At 50.1% G+C, this 3,741-nt stretch carries 4 protein-coding genes; all 4 read left to right on the forward strand.

Annotated elements, in window-relative coordinates:
• The coding region (locus CB0205_RS15115; RefSeq protein WP_010312810.1) for a peptidase domain-containing ABC transporter at nt 1-799 on the forward strand (799 nt) is incomplete at its 5' end.
• Between the two features lie 35 nt (nt 800-834).
• A complete protein-coding gene (locus tag CB0205_RS0100010; RefSeq protein WP_010312812.1) occupies nt 835-1,986 on the forward strand; it encodes an HlyD family secretion protein in 1,152 nt (383 codons plus the stop codon).
• A gap of 4 nt (nt 1,987-1,990) precedes the next feature.
• A complete protein-coding gene (locus tag CB0205_RS15120) occupies nt 1,991-3,265 on the forward strand; it encodes a glycosyltransferase (RefSeq protein WP_010312813.1) in 1,275 nt (424 codons plus the stop codon).
• Between the two features lie 10 nt (nt 3,266-3,275).
• The coding region (locus CB0205_RS15610) for a DUF4214 domain-containing protein (RefSeq protein WP_156797689.1) at nt 3,276-3,741 on the forward strand (466 nt) is incomplete at its 3' end.

Genomic DNA, 3,741 nt, shown 5'->3' on the forward strand with positions numbered 1-3,741 from the left:
TGACATTATCGATACACCACAGGAGTCTTCTGAGAAGGATCAAGCAAATATCCCTCTCCCTGGAATCGATGGTCGCGTCAAGTTTGAGGATGTATCTTTTCAATTCTCTCAGTCACAGCCTTTAATACTTAACCGCATCAATCTAGATATAGCCCCTGGCACATTTGTGGGAGTCGTGGGTCAAAGTGGTAGCGGAAAGAGCACATTGATGAAACTTCTACCTCGGCTTTATCAGCCTCAATCTGGCTCTATCAAGATCGATGACTATGATATCTCAAAAGTCGAACTCTATTCCCTGCGCCGCCAAATCGGCATCGTACCCCAAGAACCCCTTTTATTTGCCGGAACTGTCAGCGAAAACATAGCCCTTACCGACCCAAATGCTTCCAGTGAAGCTGTTGTTACCGCTGCACGCATTGCCAACGCGCATGATTTCATTATGGACCTTCCAGCCGGATACAGCACTGATGTCGGTGAGCGTGGCGCAGGACTTTCAGGTGGTCAGAGACAGAGAATTGCCATTGCTCGTACCCTGCTCTCAAGACCTAAGCTTCTGGTTATGGATGAGGCCACTAGCGCTCTGGATTACGATACTGAGAGGAGAGTATGTGACAACTTGCGCTCCGCACTTAAGGGCTGCACTGTTTTCTTTATCACGCATCGGCTAAGTACAATTCGAAACGCAGATAAGATCATCATGATGCACCAAGGATCGATTGCCGAAATTGGTACTCATAGTGAATTAATAGATCTTCGGGGTCGCTACTATGCTTTGTACTGCCAGCAGGAGTCATCATGAAGAGACCAGTGATACTCGAACAGCTTGCAACTCGCTTGAATCGCTCTCTCCAGAGTGCTCAAAACCTGCTTGAGCAGCGTGTTAAAACGGAACATCAGGAAGTCTTGGTTGAATCCTCCCCTTTCTGGCCTCAAACCATCACCTGGACCTTGATCAGCGGGAGTCTGCTGGGCATTGCCTGGCTGGTTTTAGCCCAGACCGAGGAGGTTGTAGTGGCCACAGGAAAACTTGAGCCAATCGGAAGTGTCAAGGACGTGCAGATGCCTGTGCAGGGCGTTGCTAAAGATATACTTGTTAAGGAAGGGCAGATGGTGAAAAAGGGCGATGTTCTGATTCGTCTTGATACTGAAGCTACATCGAGCAAATTGAAACGAAGCGAAGACGCCTTGCGCTTCAAAGAGCAGGAGCTCGCCCTAAAGGTCAATGAACTTGATCGTTCTGTTGCTCTAGGAGCGCGAGAGCAGGCCATGCTTAAGAACCGTCTTGACAACTCTACCGAAGTGATGAAACGTTATGAGTCTCTCGCAAAGGTTGGAGGCGTCGGCGAGCTTCAGGCTCTTGAAGCTCGAACAAAAGTTGAAGATATCGTAGGTCAGATTTCCATCTCCAAGGTTGACGATCGTCGCAAGCAGCTTATCCTTCAACAGCAGATACGTGAGCTTAAATCACAAATAGCTGATCTCAGATCACAAATTATTGAGAGCCAGGTGATTCTCCGCTATCAGCTTATACGATCCCCTGAGTCTGGCTATGTATACGACCTCAAACCAAAGTCAGCTGGTTTCGTGGCTCAGGGAAGTGAACCTGTTCTAAAAATTGTTCCCGCTGGCCTCCTTCAAGCAAAAGTTGAAATCCCCAGCAGCAAGATTGGTTTCGTGAGCGTCGGTAAACTTGTTGATGTTTCCATTGACTCTTATCCCTCAGTTGACTTCGGAGTTGTTCACGGCCTTGTGAAGCGCATTGGCTCAGATGCAATTCCTCCTGAGCCAGCGATGAACAAGCCCGATTATCGCTATCCAGCGGATATCAGTCTGTCCTCCCAATCGCTGCGACTTAAGGATGGCAAACAGTTGCCTCTTCAGGTGGGCATGAGTCTTACCGCCAATATCAAACTCCGTAAGGTCTCTTACATGCAATTGCTGCTAGGAGGTTTGCAGAGCAAGACTGATTCGTTGCGTAAGCTCTGATCTGATGGCTGCGACGTCCCCTTCAGCTCTTACGCAGCGTCTACTCTTTATTCACCAAAACTTTCCTGGTCAATTTAAACATCTAGCACCGGCTCTTCAGAGGCTGGGTTATGACGTTCGAGCTCTTTATCACCATTCAGCGTCTTCGGCACCCTTTCGGACCATCTCAGGCATCCCTGTTGAGAGTTGGAGCCCTCAACGCGGCACTACTTTGCAGGCACACCCTTGGGCCCACGACTACGAGACCAAGCTCATCCGAGCTCACTGTGTTGCAGAACAGGCAGAGCGCCTGCGGAACCAGGGATGGACCCCTGATCTGATCATTGGTCACCCTGGTTGGGGCGAGCTGTTGTTCCTCAAGCAAATCTGGCCAGATGTGCCGCAGCTGCACTTCCTTGAGTTCTTTTACCGCGCTCAGGGGTTGGACGTAGGTTTTGACCCTGAGTTCTCAGCTCTATCGAAGTGGCAAGAGCAAGCTCGTGTGCACAGTAAGTCCGCTGCTGCCCTGATGGGTTTGGAGGAGATGGCCGCTGGCTTATCCCCAACTCATTTTCAGGCACAGACTTATCCGCAGTGGTGCCAACAACGGATTCGAGTTATTCACGATGGCATCGATACTGCGTTGCTAAGTCCAGATCCACAAGCCTCTCTTTCACTGTCTGGAATTCGCAGGATCACACTAACTCATGATCAACCGGTTCTAACTTTTGTCAACCGCAATCTTGAGCCCTACCGCGGGTACCATCGCTTGATGCGTTCTCTTCCCGAGATTCAGCGGCTGTGTCCGAATCTCATCACCGTGATTGTCGGCGGTGATGGGGTCAGCTACGGCGCAGCCGCTCCAGAAGGCAAAACGTGGAAGTCCATCTTTCTCGATGAGGTTGCGACTGAGCTCGACCTTGATCGCCTCTTCTTTGTCGGTAACACCTCTTACGACGTCTATCGACGCTTGCTTCAGGTCAGCTCTTGTCACGTCTATTATACCTATCCTTTTGTCCTTGGCTGGAGCTGTCTCGAAGCCTTGTCTACGGGCTGTGTTGTAGTCGGAAGTGATACAGAGCCTGTTCGCGAAGTGATTGAGCATGAGAATAATGGTCTACTTGTAGACTTCTTTGATCAAGATAGGCTTACTTCTTCAGTGGTCTCAGTGATCCAGAGCCCAGAACGCTTTGCTTCCATGCGTCATCGTGCACGTGCTTCAGTTGTATCCGGTTACGATCTGAAAACCCATTGTCTTCCAGCGCAGATAGAGCTCGTGAAGTCGCTCTTCGATTCCTAGTCATGCTGCCATGACTACTCCTCGCGACGACCTTCAGCTCCTCTATATCTGCTACTTTGGCCGCCCTGCCGACCCAGACGGCCTCAATTACTGGGTTTCCCAAGGTGTTGACCAAGCAGCTTTTAGCCGTATGGTCTTTGGCCAGCCAGAATTTCAGCAGACCCTTTTGAACCATGATATTCGTTCGCAGGTCAATTCCCTTTACTTGAATCTCTTTGGCCGCAATGGTGACTCCGATGGTCTCACTTATTGGTCTGAGGCGATCACGAGTGGTCGCTTGAGCCTGGCTACCCTTGGTCTGGATTTGGTTTTTGCGGCTCGCCTCAGAGCTGAAGCCGACGCCGACGTTCTGACGGCAAAACTTTTGGCAGCCAATGCATGGACTGATCGTATTACTGATAACGCTCAGCTGAGTCTTAATTACCAGCCTGCATCCTGGTCACCCTGGAATAGTGCTAGTGCACTTATTAGCGGTC

It is taken from the genome of Synechococcus sp. CB0205, from assembly GCF_000179255.1.
Classification (GTDB): Bacteria; Cyanobacteriota; Cyanobacteriia; order PCC-6307; family Cyanobiaceae; genus Vulcanococcus.